The organism is Flavobacterium flevense, assembly GCF_900142775.1.
Classification (GTDB): domain Bacteria; phylum Bacteroidota; class Bacteroidia; order Flavobacteriales; family Flavobacteriaceae; genus Flavobacterium; species Flavobacterium flevense.
Genome location: NZ_FRCC01000005.1, coordinates 137273 through 160183, shown reverse-complemented (window position 1 = coordinate 160183; position 22911 = coordinate 137273). Strand labels below are relative to the sequence as shown.

Here is a 22911-nt window from a genome sequence, read left to right as displayed (position 1 = left end):
TACTAAAAAAGGTTTGATAAATAACTGAAATTACCGATTGGTTTTTTCTTTTTTGTGAGTAAGAAGCGTTTTTATCTTTATAAACAGATTCTTTTCGTATTTCTTAATATCGTTTTTCAGCCGTATGTTTTCGGTGATTAGATTGTTGTTTTTTTGTAAAGAGATATTGTTTTTTTCTTCAAATAAAACATTTATTTTCTCTAATCGGGACCGCATTAAATTCCCAATATTTTCTTTACTAAAGTAATTTTCTATGGTTTGTTGGGCATTTAGTTTTATGTCTTCCAGATTTTCATAATTATCGTACACCAACTTTAAAATTTTCTTTGCATTTTCAATATCCGGTTCGGCATATTCATAACCCTGCTTTATAAAACCGGAATCTTTATCTTTTTGAAGTAATTGATAGGGAACCAGAAAACTGTTTTGATTATTCATGAATTCTAAATTTCCTGAATAAGCTGTCCCAATAACTATTTTATACCTTAGCATAGCCTCGGCAAGAGTAAGTCCAAAACCTTCTGCCCGATGTAGCGAAACATACGAATGACAGGAATCTATAAGCTGTATAAGTTCTTTTTTAGTATAGTTTTCGTTAATAAGAATTATGGAATTTTGGTTTTTTGTCTTTTCAATAAGTTCTTTGTAAAGGCGTTTGTTTTTTTCTAAATTAACTGTTTTTAAGATTAATACAACGTTAGTGGTATTAGGAAATGTGTCTAAAAAGCATTGAATAAGACCATCGGTGTTTTTTCTTTCAGGTGTGCTCAGTGAGTCAAATATGGATAAAAAAACAAATTTATCTTGTAACTCTATTTTTGATTTATTTTTCTCAACTTCAATAGCTTCAATTAAATGAGGGATTTTTATAACTGGTTTAAAAGAATAGGAAGCGAATACATTTTGGCAAAAGCCGCTTGGAACCCATATCTCATCAAAAAGGGAAAGCAAATCGATATATTCTTCCAGAAGTTTATTGAATTCCCAAGCCCAGTAAGCAATATTATAACTGTTTGAAGACGAATCTATGTTATTATTTAAAAGAAAACGAGAAATATCATTAATATTGATATGATAAATATTAATTATTTCACCATTATTTGAGTCAGATAAAAGTATACTTTCTTTAATAAAGCGGTCTCCTTTCTCAATGTAATTAACTTTGTTAACGGAGAGAAAAGAGTTTTTTAGTGCTGCAAAATTGGCTCTTGCAGCTTCTGAAATACCAGAGGTTTTGGAAAAAGTAGCATGATAATTAATAATGGTATTTTCCATTTTTTTTAAATTTCTTTTAATACAGATTTTAATTTTTCTTTGGAAAAAGGATAAAGACTTTGGGCTGAGTTGTCCGATAATTTTGACCAAATTTCTTTATCATTATAAAGTTTGATTATCTGTTTAGAGAATTCGTCAGCAGTTTCAGATATATAAGCATTCTTTTTGTTTTCTAAAAACATTCCTTCAGCTCCTATTGGGGTTGTAACTACAGGAAGGAAATACTCAAAAGACTGACCTATTTTACCTTTTACTCCTGCTCCGTATCGCAAAGGTGCAACCATTAGTTTAGAAGAAATAAAATAGGATTCAATATTTTCTACAAATCCTAATAATTTAAAATTGGGATGGGAAATGGAATGAATTTTGTTTTTTACATTCCCTATTACGTTAACCTTTATGTTAGGTAATTTTAGCCAGACTTTTGGCATTATTTCTTCATATAAATAATGGATAGCATCAATATTTGGTTCATGTGAAGAACCAATAAATAAAATATCATTCCTCTTTTCGAATGGAGCAATTTTACTCTCTTCTATTTTGCAATAATGTATATTTGAAATTAACAAAATCAGACTTTCTTTTAAGTACTGAGACATGATTTCTTTTTCTACTTCTGATATGGCAATAATGATATCAGCTTTTTTTGCTAACTGAGTTTCAATTTTATAATAATGATAATATTTTTTCCTTAGTGAAATTCGAAAAGGATCTAATTCGATAGCTCTTTTGTATCTTAAAAAATGAATGTCAATCATGTCAAAGATAGATTTTGAAAGAGGGAAACACGTGGAAAGTTTATATAAGTATTTATTAAAGTTTTTTGGTCCATTATACCAGATATAATCAATATGGGGAATCGATTGTAAAAAAGCAATATAATTTTTGAATAGATTGCTCTCTAAATAGACAATAACCCCCAACTCTTTAAAAAAGGTAACATATTTATCAATTTTAAAAATGTTTTCTACACAAATGATGCAGTTATAACCCATTTCTTTATATGAAATGATTATTTCCTTAAATCGGTTAGAACCAGAATCCTGATCATATTTAGGTAAGGAGTTGCTTACAAATACAATTGTTTTTTGATCATAATTGTACAACTCAAGATTTGGTATAAAAGTAATACCGTGTCTTTTTAATTCTTTTTTTTTCTTAAAATGGATTTGTATAGACTTTATTATTTTCATAGCTTTTTTAGCAATCATGGATTATTAATGAAAATAATTTTAGATATTATTCTTTTATTATTTTAAGTTAAGATGCTTGAATTTTAAAAAGGTTGCTTGTTAATTTTAATAAAGAGTCAGCAAAGGATTAATTGTTTCAGGCATGAGTTAATTACCATGTGGTAGGAAATAAAAACAATTCATACATATGCATATTGTTTATATCGTGTTTAAGAGTTATATGGAATTAAATTCTATAATATTTGAAAATTTAATTTATAAATAATCAGGTTTTATTATTTATAAGATTATTTTTGTGATGTTGATTTCAATTTTTAAGAAAGTTCAAACAAGTTTGTTAAAGACTAAAGAAGCTTGAAATTTTAGATTTAATATAAAATATATGTCTGAACATTTAGTAAAAGTAGTTATCCCTGTTTATAGAGAATTTTTTGGTGAACTTGAAGAAAAATCATTTTTACAATGTTGTAAGGTTTTGAAAAATTATGAAATTGTAATTGTCCATCCTGATGGATTAAACTATTCGTATTTGTCTGAAATAAATCAAAGAATAACTACAGAAAGCTTTCCTGAATATTATTTTAAATCTATTAAAGGTTATAATGAATTGCTGTTGAATTCTTTGTTTTACGAAAGATTTTCGGATAGTGAGTATATTTTAATTTATCAGTTAGATGCTTTTGTTTTTAAAGATGATTTGGAAAAATGGTGCAATAAAGGATATGATTATATTGGATCACCGTGGATTGCTACACCAATAGATTCATTAGGAATGAAAATTTTTGATAAAATTGCCAGAATATTTTGGTCTAAAAAGAAAAAAGAGAGACAACAAATTTTTTATAAAGTTGGTAATGGAGGTTTTTCTCTTAGAAAAGTGGCTTCTCATTTAGCGATTGCTAAAGATAAGCATCAATTCATTTTTGATTTTTTAAATCAAAAAGAAAAGAAAATTTATGCAATTGAAGATGTTTTTTGGTCTTTAAAAGCTCCGGAGTTTGATGAAAATTTCAAAATTCCGGATTACAAAGAAGCTGTTTTTTTTGGAATGGATAGAAAACCTGAACTTGCTATGAAATTAACTAAGAATGTACTTCCTTTTGGATGTCATGGAATAAATAAGCCCAAAGTAACTGAGTTTTGGAAACCAATAATTAACAAATATTAAAATTGATTTTCTAGATTTATGACTACAAAATTTGAATCGAATAGAATTATAATAAATCAGACAGAAATAAACAATTTTATTAATAACTTCAATTCACAGGGAACTCTTTTTGGGGATGGAAAAAGAAATAAAATAAAGTTGTTTGAACTTGAAGGAAAAACAATCAATATTAAATCCTTTAAAATTCCGCATTTAATTAATAAAATCGCCTATAAATATTTCAGAAAAACAAAAGCAAGACGTTCTTATGAGTATGCTACTGTTTTACTGGAAAAAGGAATCGGGACACCACAACCAATCGCTTATTTTGAGAATTACGATAGTGTAGGATTAAAAGAAAGTTATTATGTTAGTGAACATCTTGTAACCGAATTGACTTTTAGAGAATTAGTTACTAATCCGGAATATCCGGAGCATGAGATTATTTTACGCCAGTTTACTCGTTTTTGTTTTAACATGCATGAGAAAGGAATCGAATTTTTAGATCATTCTCCCGGTAACACTTTAATTAAAAAAAGCAGTGAGGGTCAGTATCAGTTTTTCCTGGTTGATTTGAACAGAATGAATTTTCATCAGCAAATGACTTTTGAACAAAGAATGAAAAACTTAAACAGGCTTACACCTCAAAAAAGTATGATTGCTGTAATGAGCAACGAATATTCACAATTTTATACTGAAAAAACCGAAGCTGAAATTTTTGATAAAATGTGGCAGGAAACCTTTGAGTTTCAGGAAAAATTTGCTCGAAAAAAACGATTAAAAAAGAAACTAAAATTTTGGAAATAAAGCTTACCACAATTTATAATATTTCAACAATTTTCTAATCTTATATTTTCGAATTAAATTCCATGGTTTTGATTTTAGGTGGGATTTGTCTTTATTAAAAAAAGTAATAGAAGCATCAATTACCCGCTCGCTGGATTTTCCATCAAAATAAGGATGAGTCAATTCGATATATTCCCGAATAGTTTTCATAATATTTTCGGGTTTTGTCAAAGCTAAATCAATTGCATTTTCAATTTCAGAAACTACTGTAACATCAATAAGATGTTCAAATGGGACTTTAGTTTTAAAAGTAACAACTGGTTTTTCTTGTAGCAAAAATTCAACAATTGCAGATGTCGTGTCAGAAAACATCAAATCTGCTTGCTTGAAAAGAGGAGTTAAGTCAGTAGTGTCAAAATAACTAAAATGCTCATTTTCTAGTTGTATAAATTTTAATTTTATCTCTTCTTCTAACTTAGGATGCAATACACATAAAAACTGATATTTTCCGGTTTCAGACAATCTTTTTATTTCTTGGTAAACCAAATCATTTTTAGCAAGACTCAAACTTGTGGTAAAGGTAGAAGAAATTAAGATTACGGGTTTTTCGGTTTTTGGTTTAGGAACAATAGGGAATAAAGGATCTACTTTAGACCAGCCGGTTTCTATAACTTCAAAATAACCATATTTTTTTGCTAATTGCTGAAAAATCACTGTTGTAGAAGGACCTTGAGTGGTATAGAGATCAAAGAAACCACGAATTTTGAAATGAGAATTCATTTCTTGTCGTTTATTGGATAAAAAACCATGAAAAATTTGAACTTTAATACCTGAGAAAAAATCTGCAACATTATCCGTCGCTGTTAAGACAATGTCAGGATTATAGTTGATGACCTCATTAACCGTGTTGAGAATTTTTTCGCTTTTAGAGAAATAGTGTTTTGTTTCCTCTAAGTCAGAAAACCAATATACTTCATATCCGCGTCGTTCAATTTCTTCCTGAAGCGGTTTTCCAATGGGGATGCTATATGAATAGGATATATAAATTAGGAATTTGTACATGGTTTAATGTAAATGTGAATTTAAAAAATGAGTTAAACTCTCAAAGATAAGAGATGGTTTTAAAAGGCTGTAATAATGAGCATAGTTTTTTTTACGCTCTTTTCTGTTTTTAGTAGTCAATAAATTGGGATAAAAATCTTTTAAATGGATGGCTTTGTTTATTATGCCATCGTCGAATGTACTCCAACTTTCCTTATCTATCCAGGGAGAAAAAATAGTATATGTGGGCTTGTTTAGTGCTTTTGCCATATTTATGGCGCCTCCATCATTTCCTATAATTACATCACATTGATTCATAAGGGCAATAAAAGTCCTTAAATCATTTCCTAATAAGTCAAAATAGATTTTTTTTTGGGTTGCTGTTTCGCAAGTATTAAAAATTATTTTAGCGTCTTCTATTTGTTTTGGAAGATAATTAAAAATAATATTTACATCATTATTTGTGGCAATATGATCAATTATTTGAGCCATGTAATCCAGTGGATAAGTCTTAGTATTCTCGCTTCCTAAAAGACTAATCATTACTGTTTTTTTGCTTTTGTTTACTTCATGTTTGTTAAAAATTGCAATTGCTTGTTGGTTTTCTTCAGTACTAACAAATAATTTGGGGTAAGGATCAATTGCAATGGTTAATTTCAAAGGATTTAATAAAGAAAGTCTTCTTTCTATAGCTAAACCCATTTGAGTTTTTGGATTCATGGCAAAAGGAACCTTATCGGTATATAAATAGGAAAAAAAGTTTTTCTTATAGGATATTGTTTTTTTTGCACCGCTTAAAAATACTATAAGTGTACTTTCTAATTTTAGATAAGCATCTATTATTACATCGTATTTTGTTGCTCTAATCTGAAAAGCTAGCGCTAAAAGTTCTTTTTTGTTTTTTCTGTGTTTTTTTTCAAAAGGGATGATAGTGTCAATATTCGAATTGCCTTCTAATACAGGAATGGTTTCCTTGTAGACTAAATAATCTATTTGAGCTTCAGGATAAGCTTTGCGTAGATTGTTACAAATAATACTACTGGCAAGCACATCACCAATCATTTTTTGTTGAATTACAAGTATTTTCATGTAGAAGTTGAATCTTTTAAAAGAATACAAATTGAAGCAAAAAATTCCAAATTACAATCATTTTGCAGACTGTAATTTGGAATTTATATATTTAAAATTTCTAATATTAGAAAAATTATACCGCTACGTCATACTCTCTTAACGCATTGTTTAGAGATGTTTTTAAATCAGTAGATGGTTTACGGGTTCCAATGATTAAAGCACAAGGAACCTGATATTCTCCACCTGGGAATTTTTTAGTATAACTTCCTGGAATAACTACTGAACGGGCAGGAACAAAACCTTTCATTTCAACAGGCTCATCACCAGTTACATCTATAATTTTAGTAGATGCTGTCAAACATACGTTAGCACCCAAAACGGCTTCTTTACCTACGTGAACTCCTTCAACAACGATACAACGAGAACCTACAAAAGCACCGTCTTCAATGATAACCGGAGCTGCTTGTAATGGCTCTAAAACACCACCAATACCAACACCGCCACTCAAGTGAACATCTTTACCTATTTGAGCACAGCTACCTACAGTTGCCCAGGTATCCACCATGGTTCCGGCATCAACATAAGCACCAATGTTTACATAGCTTGGCATCATAATAACACCGCTTGAAATATATGAACCGTAACGGGCAGAAGCACCAGGAACTACACGAACTCCTTTTTCAGCATAGTCTCTTTTTAATTCCATTTTGTCATGGTATTCAAAAATTCCTGCTTCCAATGTTTCCATTTTTTGAATAGGGAAGTACATTACTACCGCTTTTTTTACCCATTCGTTTACTTGCCATCCTTCACCTTTTGGTTCAGCAACACGTAGTTTACCAGAATCTAATAATTCGATAACTTCTCTAATCGCGTTAGTTGTTGTTTCTTCCTGCAACAAAGCTCTGTTTTCCCAGGCTTGTTCTATAATTGTTTGTAATGCGCTCATTGTTCTATAAATTTTTGGCAAATATAGACTTTTTAAGTAAAAGCAAAAAGTGAAAGTTTTTGCAAAATGTTAGTTTTTCGTTATTACGATTGCTTTGAGTATTCCTATCTAAACGTAAGAAACTCACTGTCTAAAAAAAGCAACCTATTCCCAAATGTTTTATCTTTGTATACTAAACTCAAAATTATGGAAACCATTAGATTAGAATTTCAGCCCAATATTAAAGCCAAAATTTTAGAAGTTTTGAGTGCTTTTTCTTCGGATGAACTAAAAATAGTTCAGGAAGATGCAGATTTTGATGAAAACAAGAAAAAATTAGACGCTGCTTTGGCTAAGATTAAAAACGGAACAGCTGAAAGTTGCTCTTTGGAAGAGTTAGATGCGTTTCTGGAAAAGACTATTTCAGAATATGAAAATTGAAATCACTAAAGATTTTAGATTGGATTTAGATATTCAGATTAGATATATTTCCAAAGACAAACCTATTGCTGCAAGAAAGTTTAAGGTTGACTTAATTAAAAATATCAAGAAAGATTTAAAAAATCCATTTCATTTCAAAAAATCCAGATATTATAAGGATGAAAACATTCGAGATTATGTTTTTAAGGGATACACTATTGTATATTATATAGATGTAAAACAAGAAATTATTTCAGTTTTCGGTTTCATAAAACATAAAAATTCGTTGTAAAATGCCAAGAATTCTCTCCATAGACTACGGTCAAAAACGTACCGGAATTGCGGTAACTGACGAAATGCAAATTATAGCATCGGGATTAACAACCATTCCCAGTGCTACGGCTATTGATTTTTTGAAAGATTATTTTTCGAAAGAAAAAGTAGAGTTGGTACTCATAGGTGAACCCAAACAAATGAACGGCGAACCTTCGCAAAGCGCTTCCATTATTAAAGGATTTGTAACGCATTTTACCAATCATTTTCCGGATATGAAAGTGATTCGTGTTGATGAACGTTTTACTTCTAAAATGGCTTTCCAAACCATGATTGATAGCGGATTAAATAAAAAACAGCGTCAGAATAAAGCATTGATTGACGAAATTTCGGCCACTATAATGCTTCAGGATTATTTGTCTCGTAAAACATTTTAATTATTTATCAAAACCGTATTGTTTAGTGATAAATGTAACTTTTTGGAGATGAATTAGCCTTTTAATTGTGATAATATTAAAGTATCTTTGCACTTTATAAAAAAACACAATTATGTCTGATACAACCATACGCTCAAATAGTGATGTAGTTCTTATTGGAGCTGGAATTATGAGTGCTACCTTAGGTTTGATTCTGAAGGAATTACAACCTGATATTACCATTGATATTTATGAAAGATTAGATAGTGCAGCAGCCGAAAGCTCTGATGCATGGAATAATGCCGGAACGGGGCATTCTGCATTTTGCGAATTAAATTATACTCCCGAAGGAGCTGATGGAAGTATTGATCCTAAAAAAGCGATCAGTATTGCAGAATCTTTTGAAGTTTCCCGTCAATTTTGGGCTTATTTAGTGCAGCAGGAAAAAGTATCAGCTCCGGAAAATTTTATTAAAAGAATTCCGCATATCAGTTTTGTATGGGGAGATAAAAACGTGGAGTATCTTACAAAACGTTTTAAAGCCCTTCAGGCCAATCCGCTTTTTGAAGAAATGGAATTCAGTACTGATTTTGCTGAATTAAAAAAATGGATGCCGCTGGTTATGGAAGGCAGAAAAGAATCGGAGAAAGTAGCAGGAACTTCTATGGCTATAGGAACCGATGTGAATTTTGGAGAACTGACAAGAAATATGTTTGGTTACCTGACTAAAATGGAAGGTGTAAATATGTATTTCCACCATGAAGTTAGAAAGTTAAGACAACGTGAGGACAAATCATGGAGAATAAAAATCACCGATTTAAGTTCAGGTAATAAACGAAAAGCCTATACTAAATTTGTGTTTATTGGTGCAGGTGGAGGTTCTTTACCTTTATTAGAAAAAGCGGATATTCCGGAAGGAAAAGGTTTTGGAGGTTTCCCGGTAAGTGGGCAATGGTTAAGATGCACCAACCCGGAAGTAATTGCAAAACACGAATCTAAAGTATATGGTAAAGCAAGTGTGGGTGCACCCCCAATGTCTGTTCCACATATTGATTCCCGAATGATTAATGGAGAGAAACAACTGTTGTTTGGACCTTTTGCTGGTTTTTCAACACGTTTCCTGAAAAATGGATCCTACTCTGATTTGCCAAAATCTATTCAACTTGACAATATTGTGCCAATGGTTATGGCTGGAATAAAAAACATTCCATTGACTAAATATCTTATTGAGCAAGTGCGTCAATCTCCTGCTGACAGGATTAAAGCTTTAAGAGAATATGTTCCGGGAGCGAAGTCTAAGGATTGGGTAATTGAACGTGCCGGACAACGCGTACAGGTGATTAAGAAAGATGAAAAAGAAGGTGGTAAGTTAGAATTTGGTACTGAGGTAATTACTTCAGCAGACGGAACTTTATCAGTATTACTGGGAGCTTCACCAGGAGCGTCAACGGCGGTTTCTATTATGCTTGATGTCATAGGAAGATGTTATAAAGACGAAATGAAAACTCCGGAATGGCAGGATAAATTCAAAAAAATGATTCCTTCTTACGGACAAAAATTAAACGAAAATCCAGAGTTGTTAAAAGAAGTGAGAGCAAATACAGCCGAGGTGCTTAAATTAAAATAAAACACTTTGGATTACCAAGGATATAACTAATCCCAGCATTTGTATGTTGGGATTTTTTTATGTGTGATTATAATGTAAAAAAAAGAAGCTTTTAGAAGGTGGAAATATGATAACTATTTGATGAAATGTCGAAATATGTTTTTTTAATTATTGCTTAAATTTGGAAGGATAATTAAAAAACAGTCACGTGAAAAGTCAAAATACATTTTCAAAATCATGGAACTTACTAAAAGATACTTTTTTAGAATTTATAGATGATAATGCCATTAAATTAAGTGCCGCATTATCCTATTACACCATATTTGCATTACCGCCTTTGTTGATAATAATTATAACAATATGTGGTTTCTTTTTTGGAGAAGAAGCAGTTACGGGACAGCTTTATGGACAAATAAACAGAATGGTAGGTGATGACGCTGCAATCCAGATTCAGGAAGCTATAAAAAACGTACAATTAGCAGATAGTAATATTTTTGTCAGCATCTTTGGGGTAGTGATGCTGCTCATAGGTGCATCCGGTGTTTTTGCCGAAATACAAAGTTCTATAAATTTTATTTGGGGATTAAAAGCCAAGCCAGATAAAGGTTTGAAAAAATTCATTCAAAACCGGCTTATGTCATTCTCGATGATTGTCTCTGTAGGTTTTTTAATGCTTGTAAGTTTGATTTTAAATGCTACTTTAGATGTTTTAAATGCCAGATTAAAGCTTTACTTACCTGAGAGTACCATCTATCTTTTTTATGTGATTAATTTAGTAATTGTTTTTGCGAGTATCACGTTGCTTTTTGCAATTATTTTCAGGACCCTTCCTGATGGAATCATAAAATGGAAAGATGCTTTTATTGGTGCTTCTTCAACTGCCGTTCTTTTTATGGTAGGTAAATTTGCAATAGGATTTTATCTAGGGAATTCAACTATTGGTAGTGTTTATGGAGCAGCAGGATCTGTTATTATAATATTAGTCTGGGTCTATTATTCGGCTATAATTTTGTATTTTGGAGCTGAATTTACTAAAGTTTATGCCAAATCTTATGGAGGAGCAATTACTCCAAATGCGTATTCAGTTAAAATAAAAAAAGAAATTTTTGAGGAAAAAGAGTAAAAATATTCAATACATATAATTATGAAAATAGTCGCTTTTGGCGCAAGCCCAAGTAAAAATTCGATAAATAAAAAACTGGCTACTTATGCTGCAGGTTTGTTTAAAGATGCCACAGTGGAAGTATTGGATTTAAATAACTTTCAAATGCCGGTTTTTAGTGTAGATATTGAAAAAGAAATTGGTCAGCATGATTTAGCCAAATCCTTTTTGGATAAAATAACAAATGCTGATTTTTTAGTAGTTTCATTAGCGGAAAACAATGGGAATTATTCGGCAGCTTTCAAGAATCTTTTTGACTGGTGTTCCAGAATTTCGGTCAAAGTGTTTCAGGAAAAGCCTATGCTTTTAATGGCAACTTCGCCAGGAGGAAGAGGAGGTAGTTCGGTATTAGAAATAGCAACGAATGCATTTCCAAGATACGGAGCCGATATTAAAGCTACTTTTTCATTGCCGTTATTTAACGATAATTTTGATGTTGAAACAGGGAAAATTTCTAATTCAGAAATGGATTATCAATTGAAAAAAATAGTCGAAAGTATCCAGCTTAATTTTAAAAATAGTAATCTGTAAAAATTCTATTCCATTGTCAATATCATTATTGATAACTTTGGCGGCAAGCCCTTTTAAAATAGGGTTAGATATGCTATATTAGCAGAAAATCCACAAAATTTAATGTCAGATCAAAGTAAATATACCGAAGATAATATTCGGTCACTCGACTGGAAAGAGCATATTCGTATGCGTCCGGGTATGTATATTGGGAAATTAGGTGACGGTTCGTCTCCGGATGATGGTATCTATATTTTATTAAAAGAAGTTCTCGATAACTGTATCGACGAATTTGTAATGGGTGCCGGTAAAACGATTGAAGTATCCATTAAAGATAAAACGGTGGCTGTAAGGGATTATGGTCGTGGAATTCCGCTGGGAAAAGTAGTAGATGTGGTTTCTAAAATGAATACCGGAGGAAAATATGATTCTCTGGCATTTAAGAAATCGGTAGGTTTGAATGGGGTAGGTACTAAGGCGGTGAATGCTTTGTCTAATTATTTTCGTGTAGAATCAGTTAGAGAAGACAAGCAAAAAGCAGCCGAATTTTCTGCCGGAAATTTAGTTCTGGAAGAAGATGTTATTGATACTACAAAACGAAAAGGAACCAAAGTTACCTTTACACCTGATGAAGCTATTTTTAAAAACTACAAGTTCCGTAATGAATATGTGGTAAAAATGCTGAAAAATTATTGCTACCTGAATGCAGGATTAACGATAATTTATAACGGTGAAAAATATTTTTCGGATAATGGATTAAAAGATTTATTAGATGAAAATATTGCTATCGAAGATATGGTTTATCCTATTATTCATTTAAAAGGAGATGATATCGAAATCGCGCTGACGCATAGCAAATCCCAATACAGTGAAGAATACCATTCTTTTGTAAACGGACAAAATACAACTCAGGGAGGAACACACCTGGTAGCCTTTAGAGAAGCAATTGTAAAAACCATCAGGGAATTTTATAATAAAGGTTTTGAACCTTCAGATATTCGAAAATCCATTGTCAGTGCCGTAAGTGTAAAGGTGATGGAACCTGTTTTCGAATCACAGACTAAGACAAAATTAGGTTCTACAGATATGGGTTCTGAACCCGGAATGCCATCGGTACGAACTTTTGTCAATGATTTTGTCAAAAATAATTTAGACAACTATTTACATAAAAATCCGGAAACGGCTGATTTGCTTTTGCGCAAAATTCTTCAGGCCGAAAGAGAGCGTAAAGAGCTTTCAGGTATTCGAAAATTAGCCAAAGACAGAGCTAAAAAGGCGAGTTTACACAATAAAAAACTACGGGATTGCCGCGTGCATTTACCGGATGTTAAAAATCCGCGATATCTGGAAAGTACTCTTTTTATAACCGAGGGAGATTCGGCTTCGGGTTCTATTACTAAATCACGTGATGTGAATACACAGGCTGTTTTTAGTTTGCGTGGTAAACCATTGAATTCTTACGGGATGAGCAAGAAAATTGTTTATGAAAACGAAGAATTTAACTTGTTACAAGCGGCATTAGATATCGAAGACGACATGGAAAACCTGCGTTACAACAACATTGTAATTGCAACCGATGCCGATGTTGACGGAATGCACATTCGATTATTGCTGATTACTTTTTTCCTGCAATTTTTTCCGGAACTCATCAAGGAAGGACATTTGTATATTCTGCAAACGCCTTTGTTTAGAGTTCGAAATAAAAAAGAAACTATCTATTGTTATTCAGAAGAAGAACGAAAAGCAGCCATTGAAAAATTAAAACCGAAACCGGAAATCACCCGATTTAAAGGTTTGGGAGAGATTTCGCCTAATGAGTTTCAGTTTTTTATTGGTGAAGACATTCGACTGGATCCGGTGATGATGGATAAAAATACCTCGGTAGAACAATTGTTGTCTTTTTATATGGGAAAAAACACACCGGACCGACAAGAATTTATCATCAAGAATTTAAAAGTAGAATTGGATACTCTGGAGGAAGCTTAATGATTATTAAAAAGGAGTTAGGGAAAGGGTTTTCTGTTGAAAATCTTGACAGAATGAGGAAATTTTATCAAACCTATTCAATTTCGTCGATACTGTCTACGATTTTGGAATTAAAGAATTCCGCAACAGTGTCGCGGAATTGAATTTTTAAAAATTATTTTCTGTTTTCAAACTCACGTAAACTACTATTTGTAATAAATGAAGAGAATAATATTTTTGATTGTTATTATAGCTTTAGTTTCTTGTAAAAAGGAGAAAACTAAGAGTTCAACTTCATCTGTGACAGAAGGTATTCCGATTGCTAGATCAGTTAGTAAAATAATTAAACAAAGAGATTTTTCTATAAAGAATTTTTCAAGAATTGAATTAATTTCTTATTATGATAGAATCTCTTGGGATACAATAAAATACAAAGGCGAACAACCAATTAATAAAATCTTAGTAGATGATTTTAAACTTACTTTTGATTCTACCATGGTTCAAGAGAGGGTTGTTTTGAATAAAACTCAAGAAAAAGAACTTATAAATTTAATAGTTTGTGATACTTGTATTCCTGAAGAAATTTCTTCGGCTTGTTATATGCCAAGACATATGATTATATTTAGAGATTCGAAAGATAGAATTATAGGTTATAATGAGTTTTGCTTAAATTGTGCGGGGTCTAGAATTTCACCTAATTTAGATGGATTTCAAAAATATTGTTATTCAGACATGGGAGAATTATTTAAAAAATTCGGGATTAAGCTTTTTGTCGAAGATGATCAACTAGGAAAAGAATATTCAATTATTGATAGTTTAAAAAGAAGTAAAAAGAAACTGAAATAAATTCAGCATAAATGAAAGACGAAGAAGACGATAACATCATTCCTGATAACGAAGAAAATAATTCAGAAGAGAATCCTATTGATGCGAATCAGGAGGGAGAAGAGAGCGAAGAAATTATTGAAGTAAATGCAAATTCTTTTGAAGGAGAGCATTTTTATAATCATGATGAAGAAGGAGATGGCAGTGACACGATTACTAAAGTTACCGGTATGTACAAAGACTGGTTTCTGGATTATGCTTCTTATGTAATTTTGGAGCGTGCTGTTCCGGCTATTGAGGACGGATTTAAACCTGTTCAACGCCGAATTATGCATTCGTTAAAAGAATTAGATGATGGACGTTACAATAAGGTGGCTAATGTTGTAGGACATACCATGCAGTATCATCCTCACGGAGATGCGAGTATTGGTGATGCGATGGTGCAAATAGGTCAAAAAGACTTATTAATCGATTGTCAGGGGAACTGGGGAAATATCCTTACTGGAGATGGTGCTGCGGCTTCCCGTTATATTGAGGCGCGTTTATCTAAGTTTGCTTTGGAGGTTTTATATTCGCCTAAAATTACCGATTGGGGTGTTTCCTATGATGGTCGTCGGGCAGAACCGAACAATCTTCCGGTGAAGTTTCCGTTGCTTTTAGCACAAGGAGCTGAAGGAATTGCTGTGGGACTTTCTACTAAAGTGTTACCGCACAATTTCAATGAATTAATTGATGCATCGATTAAAATACTTAAAGGAAAACCGTTTACGCTATATCCTGATTTCATGACTGCCGGTATTGCTGATGTGTCCAATTATAATGACGGAATGCGTGGTGGTCGTGTACGTGTGCGTGCCAAAATTGCGCAAATAGACAAAAATACCTTAGCGATTACTCAAATTCCTTTTTCAACAAATACGACTACTTTGATAGACAGTATTTTGAAAGCTAATGAAAAAGGGAAAATCAAAATCAAGAAAATTGAAGACAATACCGCTGCTGAGGTCGAAATTTTAATTCACCTGTATCCTGGCGTTTCTCCGGATAAAACCATTGATGCGCTGTTTGCCTTTACGGCTTGTGAAACTTCGGTAGCACCTTTAGGTTGTGTAATTGAGGACAACAAGCCTTTGTTTATAGGGGTTTCGGCAATGTTGAAAATTTCAACTCACAGAACGGTCGATTTATTGCGACAGGAATTAGAAATTCAATTAGAAGAGTTAAAAAATAAATGGCATTTTGCTACTTTAGAGAAAATCTTCATTCGGGAAGAAATGTACATTGATTTCAAATTGTATTCAGACAAAGAAGCTTTGTTTAAATACATGTACGATCGATTTGAACCTTTCTCGAAATCATTTGTCAGAGCAATTAATGATGACGATTTACAGCGTTTGACGCAAATTCCGATGATTCGTATCACGCGTTTTGATTCTGATAAAGCAGATGATTTTATCGCCAGATTAGAAGATGAAATGAGAGAAGTAGAACATAATCTCGAACATCTGACTGATTTTGCGATTGCTTATTTTACCAAATTAAAAGAGAAATACGGAAAAGGTCGTGAACGCCAGACCGAATTACGCATTTTTGATGATATCGAAGCCACTAAAGTAGTTTTAAGGAATACGAAGTTATATGTAGATCGCGCAGAAGGTTTTGTGGGAACGAGCCTGAAAAAAGACGAGTATGTTGCCGATTGTTCGGATATTGATGATGTGATTGTTTTTCTTCGCGATGGAAATATGATGGTAACTAAAGTAGATGCTAAAACTTTTGTGGGGAAAGATATTATCCATATTGCTGTTTTTGACAAAAGTGATAAACGTACTATTTATAATATGGTGTATCGCGATGGAAAATCAGGACCTTCTTATATCAAGCGATTTAATGTTTCAGGAGTCACCAGAGATAAATTATATGATTTAACTAATGGGACAAAAGGTTCACAAGTATTGTATTTTACTTGTAATCCAAATGGTGAAGCTGAGGTAATTACGGTTATTTTACGCCAGATAAGCAGCATTAAAAAATTAAAATTTGATATTGATTTCGCTAATTTAGCTATTAAAGGGCGTGCTTCTAAAGGGAACTTAGCCAGTAAGCATCCAATTAAAAAAATCGAAATTAAAGAAAAAGGAATTTCGACTTTATTACCAAGAAAAATTTGGTATGATGATACCGTTCAACGATTAAATGTAGATGGAAGAGGGGAGCTATTGGGTGAATTCAGACCAAATGATAAAATTTTAATTGTTCAGCAAACCGGAAAATTAAAAGTTGTTATTCCGGAACTATCCACTCATTTTGAACCTGATATGATTGTTTTAGAAAAATGGATTCCTAAAAAACCAATTTCTGCAATTTATTTTGACGGCGAAAAAGAACGTTATTATCTGAAGCGTTTCTTAGTGGAAACAGAAAATAAAGAAGATATTTTTATCACCGAACATCCAAAATCACAACTGGAATTAGTCTCTACAGATTATCGTCCGGTGGTGGAATTGGTATTCTCAAAAATCAAAGGAGTTCAAAAAGAAAGTATTACAATAGATGTAGAAAATTTTATCGCTGTAAAAGGCTTTAAAGCGCTTGGTAATCAATTGACTACGGATAAAATAAAACAGGTGAATAATCTGGAACCGTTACCTTATGAAGCTCCTGAGGAAATAATTCCCGAGGAATTAGAAGTAAGAGGAGAGTTGAACGCTGATGATACTAGTATTCAACTGGAAGACGATGGTCAGATAGGGCTTGTTTTAGAATAAAAATAAGTGATTTAAAAAAATATAATACCCCAAAAAAGTCAGATACTATTTTGGGGTATTTTTATACAATATTATTTCCATTCTGCATGGATTTCATTAATCATTGTTGGAGAACCACCGTTATAAAGAATTCCAAAATTCCCTGAAACACCAGGCTGAATAATTGCATCTAACATAGCTTCTGGATAAACCCCGTCAGTAGTTGCTTTTTTCACAGTCGAACTGCTGTTGGATACTTTTGCCATGAATTGATTCGCTTTTATTTCCATAGTAATGGTACAATCTCCGTTAAAAGCATTGGTGGTTACGGCTTTGCTTATTTCAGTAGCAACTCCATTTTTATATTCTAATAAAATACAATCTACGGCATCGTGGTGCTTTGTGGTTCTAATCAAACGCAGCCCATAACCACTTTGGGTTTCCGGATTGTACTTTATCAGTACATCCATGTACATATGCGCGACACTAAAGCCTTGACCGGCAGTTTTAAAAGGCGTTACGTCCAGAATAAGTTTCATATCAGTATAGTCTCTTTTAGCTGCGGTATAAAGCAGTTTTCCGGTGCGTCCTGTTTGTAAAAGGCCACGTTTATTATTGGCACCATCAATCCCTTCGCCATAATACCAAACATCTTTAAGATTCGAAGGAGTACCATTTTTTTCTTGTTCCAATGGAGCAAATGTCCAAAATCCCGGAATAATGGCGAGTTGGTTTTTAGTCGAACTGTTTTTGAAATCAGTGGAAAGAATATTGCTGTCAGCAGTAATATCCCGGCTCGAAATGGGTTTTGGTGTAATTACAGTGAAAGCTTTTCCGGCATCACTCCGGATGTGTTTTGGAGCCACCGAAGCCATAATGTAATATCCTGTGTCATTTATAGTAAGCGGATAGCTTACAAGCGGGACATTATCTCTTGAAACCAAAATTTCAATAGCATTTTTTCCTGTACTATCTGAACAGCGGTACCAGTTTACCTGAGATTCATCTTTAAAAGAACTGTCAATCTGGTATTTCAAAGTAATTATTCCGTTATTTATTTTCGAAAGTTGTGGTGCTTTTGCAAATGAGGGGCTGGCTAGTTTTGGCGGAGCCACATCAATCACAGTAGCCGCTTCTAAACCGGAAGCCGTTTTTGCAGTTATAAGTATCGTTTGTACTTCGTTCTTAGAATTATTAGGAATCACTTCGCATTCGCTTCCATCCTTATTTGGTTTCAAACTTACAAAGGTTGTGTCTTTGTCTTCCAAAGACCAGATTATTTTTTCTCCTTTTAATTCATAATTGCCAAAACGGTTTACGGTTGCTTTTAAGACCGCTTTATCTTTGTTGGTTTCTATAGCATTTTGGGACGAACTAATTAGTAGTTGGGTTGGAAGCTGCGTGTATTTTTTCTGATTTTCTTTTTCAGCAGCCAAAACGGTATTTTTTAGCTGCATGGGATCCCAGTTATCATCAGCTGCTAAAAGGTTATAAGTATTGTAAATGGTTTTTCCGTTAAAATTAAAACGATACGCATCAAGAACAGCAAGATTACTCATGTCTACAGTAGAGGCGGGATTCTTTTTTTCGATAAAAACCGGATTGTTATTGAGGCTTACTTGATATTGATAATTCCGGGTTTCTTTAGGAATATTATCGTTCCATCCCAAATAAATAGTATTTTCTGCCGAAAAACGAGTGTCAATAACAGCAACTTGTCCATTGGCTTTTGTGAAAAACTGATTTCCTGAAGTAAATGATTTTATGTCACAATTAAGAAAAACAGCTCCTGTACCGCGCGTCCAGTAAAAAGGTTTGGAGCTATAAAAATCCAGCGTGCAGTTGAGATAAACAGCGGTTCCGCACAGTGCATCGTCAGTAGATTCAAAATGGCAGCGGTCAAAAAGGACTCTTTTACCGCCCACAAACGGACAAAGGTTAAGCCGACTGATAAAGCGGGTGTTGCGAGCTACAATTTTGTCCCCATCACAATGAATCAACTGTGCCTGAACAATTGCCGAAGCCCGTTTTGTTCTGTTTAATGCTGGTTTTAAAGGAAAGTTTAAATCTACATTACAGTAATTCCCAAAAGTAATATTTTCAGAACTGGTACCTTGTCCGGAAAATTTAAATAACGTAAAATTACCAACAGCACCAATGGTTTGTCCCCGATTAGCTGCCAGTACTACGTTTTCAGGATTATCAGTAAGACCATAGAATTTTAGCCATTCGCATTTTATAATTAATCCATAAGGAACACTGCCATTGTCTTCGGGTTTTCTAATTTCGGGATCATCCGGATTGTCAATCCAGTATACATTCGGAGCTATAAATAATGTCATTGGTTCCGTCTCATTTCCATCAGTGAGATGCTTAACAGCTTCGTTAACCGAATTATAAACATAAGGATATCTGGCTGTTTGAGCATCTGTTAATTCTCGGTCTATGAAAAAAGATTTTGGACCCAATTCAATAGTTTTTCCTTTATAAACAATCGACTTTCCGTTAAATTTAATTGGGTTTTTACTATCAAGAGATTGGTATGTAATTTTTTCCTGTCCCTTTACTATCAGGAAAAATAGTAGCAAAAAAGTACAAAAAACAGTTTTTTTCATAATCCGTATTTCTTTTAGGAATTAAATGCAAACAGTATAGCTGTTTTAATGCTGTCTGGCTAATCGTAAATATAGTAGATTTTTAGTAAACCATAAATTGCTTTCAATTACTGAACAAAAAAGTCCCGCCAAAGCAGGACTTAAAAAAGGTAATAGTCTGTTTTATTGATTATCACCTTGACTGTAATAATTGTTTTCTTCGTCTTCTGATCCAATTTCTTCCTGAGCGTCATCAAGTTCACTACCCGGAACGTCCAGATTATCTCCGGGTTTATTGTCTTTCTCGATGTTTAAACTGTTTTCGTTCGCTTCGAGATCAATCCCATTTTCAGTATTGATAGTATTTAAATTGATATTTTTTACTTTCTCTTCCTGATTGTAAATGTCTTCATTGGCAGGATAATCTAATTCATTTAATTTTCTTTCGATTTCATTTTCCGTTCCATCTTTTTTGTATTCAGAATTTTCCATGGCTTTTATTTTTAATTATACTTTGAATATTTTTGAGTATAAGTAAAGTTATAAAGCGTTTGCTGTATGTGTGTTACATTTTAGTCCTGGATTGTTTTAGTATTCGCATGTGTTTCTGATAAAAAAATTGCAGACTGTTTTATTTAAAGAGTTTCTCCCACGGATTATCAGTTCTGAAAGGAACGGCAGGAAGTCCTTCTTTGTTTATAAAATTAGATTGAGCGGTTTCATGCCAGCCAAATCGCACATAATACGGATGTTGAACTCCGGCAGCCGAAACAATAACTTTATCACCTTCTATAATTGCTTTTGCCGGAACAAATTCCTTGTCGGCTCCTGCAATAGTAAACCAGCTAAGTGCTTTTTTATCACGAGAGGCTAAGCCGCTACCAGTGTTAGAAAAAGTGATTTCAATAGTATTGTCAATAGTTTTCATTTTTTGGTAAACGGGACCTGAACAAACGACATTTTTTTGTCCGTACGCTTTATTTAAAGAAACAAGACTCAATCGATGCCCTATTTTCCATTTGTTTCCCGGATGTAAATCGGTGGTTTTTTCAACTAAATCGGTAATGGTAACCATGGCTGTATTTTGTAAATTTAATACCAGTGCCTGTGATTCCCAAAATTCAGGAAGATTTTCAGTGGTATGAGTGCGAGCATCTTTTGCTTCAGAATAAATGTAGGGAGCTATTTGTACAAAGTAAAAAGGAAGTTTTTTATCTTTCCAGTCACTACGCCAACTTTCAATTAATGTTTTAAACTTATAGGCATACCGAATATCTTCATTTAGAAAACAATTTGACTCTCCCTGATACCATAAAAATCCTTTGAAAGTATACGGAATTAACGGCTGAATCATGGTATCATAAAATTTTCCGGGATCGCCGCCGTCGCTGCTAAGTTTGTCCAGAATCTGGCCGTTTTTTAGCTGGGACTCTATTTCTAATTTTGATGCCTGAATCCAGGGTTCAATGCGGCTTCCGGGCACTGCTGCGGATATCATTCCGATGGGTACTTTTAATTTGGCATACAAATCTTTAGCAAAATAATAACCAACAGCCGAAAAATCAACTAATGGTCGTCCCATGGCGCTATCCCAACCCAAATGTTCCGGACTTGGTTCCATGTATTTTCGCCGATCAAGAAAAATACGGATATTAGGATTATCAGCAGTATTTAAATCGTCAACAGGCGGTTTGTATCCTTTTGCCAGTGAATCATATTTGCTGTATTTACGCATGGCAAACTCCATGTTAGACTGTCCTGAACAAAGCCATACTTCGCCTACCAGAATGTTTTTTAACACAATGGTGTTTTTACCTTTAATAGTCATTTCGCGTGGTGTGAAGGAAGCTGTTAGTGGGTTTAAATACACTAACCAGTTTCCGGAATTGTCTGTAACAGCAGTTTTAATTTGCTTAGAAAAAGCGACTGTTATTTTTTCGCCCGCAGTGGCAGTTCCCCAAATAGCTACTTTTTTATCCCGCTGCAAAACCATATTGTGTCCCAGAATTTTAGGGAGTGTTATTTGGGCAAAAAGACTGGATGTAATAATAAAGAATGCGCTTAAAAATAGAAGGAGTTGTTTTTTCATTGTGTTGTATTTTAAAAAAAATCCACGAAGCCCTTTTTTTTCAGGAACTTCGTGGATAAGGATTATTAGTTGCTATCGTATTGAAACGAATAGAAACGGAAGGAAATGTCTTTATTTGTTCCAAATTTCCCAAGCCTTTTCGGCCTGAAAAATAAGCATATCCAAGCCATTTTTTATCTGAGCTCCTTTTTCTTTGGCATTTTTTAGAAATTGGGTTTCAGCCGGATTGTAAATTAAATCGTAAGCGATGTGTTTTTCTGTAAAAAAAGCATAAGGAATATCAGGACAGGCTTCGATATTAGGGCTTGTGCCAATAGGAGTAGAGTTTATAATAATTTGGTACTCCTGAAATGTATCCGCATTGAGCTGACTGTAATCAATCGCTTTTTCAGATGCATTTCTGGAAACGAAAGTATATCCTATTCCTAATTCCTCTAATGCAAAAGCAACCCCTTTAGAAGCACCACCTGTTCCCAGAATCAATGCTTTTTTATGATGCGGTTGTAACAGCGGTTTTAAAGATTTTAAAAAACCAAAATAGTCGGTGTTGTAGCCTTTCAGCTTTCCTTTTTTAGTGATTTTAATGGTATTTACAGCACCAATTTTAGTTGCTTTCTTAGATAATTTGTCTAAAAACGGAATGACTTCTTCTTTATACGGAATAGTAACATTCAAGCCTTTTAAATGTTCTGTGTTTTTAATGATTTCAGGAAATGCTGAGATTTCCTGAATATCAAAATTTTCGTAGGTATATCCCTGGTATTTTTCTTTTTCGAATTTAGTTGTAAAATGGCCTTTAGAAAAGGAATAACTGATATTACGCCCCAGTAAACCGAAGCGTTTTCTTGAATTGTGGGTCATTA

The 22911-nt window shown here is 33.2% G+C and carries 20 protein-coding genes; 11 read left to right on the top strand and 9 right to left on the bottom strand.

From position 1 onward, the window contains the following. Positions 1 to 30 precede the first annotated feature (30 nt). The gene (locus BUB89_RS10195; protein ID WP_073244665.1) at positions 31 to 1275 is read right to left on the bottom strand and encodes a glycosyltransferase; all 1245 of its coding nucleotides are present in this window, start codon (positions 1273 to 1275) and stop codon (positions 31 to 33) included. Positions 1276 to 1280: 5 nt separating this feature from the next. Next, a complete protein-coding gene (locus BUB89_RS10190) occupies positions 1281 to 2468 on the bottom strand; it encodes a glycosyltransferase family 4 protein (protein WP_159434573.1) in 1188 nt (395 codons plus the stop codon). A gap of 382 nt (positions 2469 to 2850) precedes the next feature. Here BUB89_RS10190 and BUB89_RS10185 point away from each other — a divergent pair, with 382 nt between their 5' ends. Next, on the top strand, positions 2851 to 3636 hold the full coding sequence (locus BUB89_RS10185; protein ID WP_073244661.1) for a DUF5672 family protein: 786 nt from the start codon (positions 2851 to 2853) through the stop codon (positions 3634 to 3636). Between the two features lie 18 nt (positions 3637 to 3654). Beyond that, positions 3655 to 4422 (top strand): lipopolysaccharide kinase InaA family protein, encoded by a 768-nt coding sequence (locus BUB89_RS10180; RefSeq protein ID WP_073244659.1) that lies wholly within the window; start codon positions 3655 to 3657, stop codon positions 4420 to 4422. Between the two features lie 3 nt (positions 4423 to 4425). Here the strand turns inward: BUB89_RS10180 and BUB89_RS10175 are convergent, their stop codons facing one another. The 3 genes from BUB89_RS10175 to BUB89_RS10165 form a co-directional block, all read right to left on the bottom strand. Beyond that, positions 4426 to 5463 carry a CDP-glycerol glycerophosphotransferase family protein gene (locus tag BUB89_RS10175; protein ID WP_083552680.1) on the bottom strand — a complete coding sequence of 346 codons (1038 nt, stop codon included), beginning with the start codon at positions 5461 to 5463 and terminating at the stop codon, positions 4426 to 4428. Between the two features lie 3 nt (positions 5464 to 5466). After that, entirely contained in the window at positions 5467 to 6531 is a 1065-nt protein-coding gene (locus tag BUB89_RS10170; RefSeq protein WP_073244656.1) for a glycosyltransferase family 9 protein, read from the bottom strand. A 115-nt stretch (positions 6532 to 6646) separates the two neighbouring features. Continuing rightward, a complete protein-coding gene (locus BUB89_RS10165; protein WP_073244654.1) occupies positions 6647 to 7462 on the bottom strand; it encodes a 2,3,4,5-tetrahydropyridine-2,6-dicarboxylate N-succinyltransferase in 816 nt (271 codons plus the stop codon). A 186-nt stretch (positions 7463 to 7648) separates the two neighbouring features. Here BUB89_RS10165 and BUB89_RS10160 point away from each other — a divergent pair, with 186 nt between their 5' ends. From BUB89_RS10160 to BUB89_RS10120, 9 genes are all read left to right on the top strand, one after another. Then, the gene (locus BUB89_RS10160; protein ID WP_073244652.1) at positions 7649 to 7882 is read left to right on the top strand and encodes a hypothetical protein; all 234 of its coding nucleotides are present in this window, start codon (positions 7649 to 7651) and stop codon (positions 7880 to 7882) included. Then, positions 7872 to 8153, top strand: coding sequence for a type II toxin-antitoxin system RelE/ParE family toxin (locus tag BUB89_RS10155; RefSeq protein WP_073244650.1), 282 nt, complete (start codon positions 7872 to 7874; stop codon positions 8151 to 8153). The genes BUB89_RS10160 and BUB89_RS10155 overlap by 11 nt, the downstream gene beginning before the upstream one ends. 1 nt (position 8154) lies before the next feature. Continuing rightward, positions 8155 to 8571: a Holliday junction resolvase RuvX gene (gene ruvX, locus BUB89_RS10150; RefSeq protein WP_073244648.1), complete on the top strand. Its 417-nt coding sequence runs from the start codon at positions 8155 to 8157 to the stop codon at positions 8569 to 8571. Positions 8572 to 8683: 112 nt separating this feature from the next. Next, positions 8684 to 10177, top strand: coding sequence for a malate:quinone oxidoreductase (locus BUB89_RS10145; RefSeq protein ID WP_073244646.1), 1494 nt, complete (start codon positions 8684 to 8686; stop codon positions 10175 to 10177). A gap of 187 nt (positions 10178 to 10364) precedes the next feature. Further along, on the top strand, positions 10365 to 11279 hold the full coding sequence (locus tag BUB89_RS10140; protein ID WP_073244644.1) for a YihY/virulence factor BrkB family protein: 915 nt from the start codon (positions 10365 to 10367) through the stop codon (positions 11277 to 11279). Between the two features lie 21 nt (positions 11280 to 11300). Beyond that, a complete protein-coding gene (locus BUB89_RS10135) occupies positions 11301 to 11849 on the top strand; it encodes an NADPH-dependent FMN reductase (protein ID WP_073244642.1) in 549 nt (182 codons plus the stop codon). A gap of 102 nt (positions 11850 to 11951) precedes the next feature. After that, entirely contained in the window at positions 11952 to 13814 is a 1863-nt protein-coding gene (locus BUB89_RS10130; protein WP_073244640.1) for a DNA topoisomerase IV subunit B, read from the top strand. A gap of 198 nt (positions 13815 to 14012) precedes the next feature. Continuing rightward, the gene (locus BUB89_RS10125) at positions 14013 to 14639 is read left to right on the top strand and encodes a hypothetical protein (protein WP_073244638.1); all 627 of its coding nucleotides are present in this window, start codon (positions 14013 to 14015) and stop codon (positions 14637 to 14639) included. A gap of 11 nt (positions 14640 to 14650) precedes the next feature. Further along, a complete protein-coding gene (locus BUB89_RS10120) occupies positions 14651 to 17386 on the top strand; it encodes a DNA gyrase/topoisomerase IV subunit A (protein ID WP_073244636.1) in 2736 nt (911 codons plus the stop codon). Between the two features lie 71 nt (positions 17387 to 17457). Here the strand turns inward: BUB89_RS10120 and BUB89_RS10115 are convergent, their stop codons facing one another. The 4 genes from BUB89_RS10115 to BUB89_RS10100 form a co-directional block, all read right to left on the bottom strand. Then, complete coding sequence (locus tag BUB89_RS10115) at positions 17458 to 19980, bottom strand: pectinesterase (protein WP_073244634.1); 2523 nt, start codon at positions 19978 to 19980, stop codon at positions 17458 to 17460. Positions 19981 to 20142: 162 nt separating this feature from the next. Further along, the gene (locus tag BUB89_RS10110) at positions 20143 to 20451 is read right to left on the bottom strand and encodes a hypothetical protein (protein ID WP_073244632.1); all 309 of its coding nucleotides are present in this window, start codon (positions 20449 to 20451) and stop codon (positions 20143 to 20145) included. A gap of 139 nt (positions 20452 to 20590) precedes the next feature. After that, entirely contained in the window at positions 20591 to 22048 is a 1458-nt protein-coding gene (locus BUB89_RS10105; RefSeq protein ID WP_073244630.1) for a sialate O-acetylesterase, read from the bottom strand. 111 nt (positions 22049 to 22159) lie between these two features. Next, positions 22160 to 22909, bottom strand: a complete 750-nt coding sequence (locus BUB89_RS10100) for a shikimate dehydrogenase family protein (protein WP_073244628.1) — start codon at positions 22907 to 22909, stop codon at positions 22160 to 22162. Positions 22910 to 22911 lie beyond the last annotated feature (2 nt).